Source organism: Staphylococcus sp. HMSC65H10, from assembly GCF_001839185.1.
Classification (GTDB): domain Bacteria; phylum Bacillota; class Bacilli; order Staphylococcales; family Staphylococcaceae; genus Staphylococcus; species Staphylococcus simulans.
In genome coordinates this window covers 1-240 of sequence record NZ_KV840357.1, presented here as the reverse complement: position 1 = coordinate 240, position 240 = coordinate 1, and the positions used below count along the sequence as shown (strand labels likewise).

The 240-nt window shown below is 33.3% G+C and carries 1 protein-coding gene; it reads left to right on the top strand.

The features are described from left to right. Nucleotides 1-240: hypothetical protein (locus HMPREF3270_RS13945; protein WP_176746719.1), on the top strand; the 240-nt coding region annotated here is incomplete at both ends.

Below are 240 nucleotides of genomic sequence, written 5' to 3'. Positions count from 1 at the left end.
AGAACTTGAAAAAGTAGCTTCAATCGATAAATATGCATATACTCCAAACAGTGTAGAACCATTAACTAAAGCTGAAACAACAGGTCAAGCTATCGTGAAAAATTCTGCTGGTAAAACAGTTGAAGAAATCAATAAAGCAACACAAGATTTGAAAGAAGCACAAAAACACTTAGTAGAAAAAGCTGACAAAGTTGAACTTGATAAAGTCATCGACACAGCAGAAAATACTGAATTGAACGT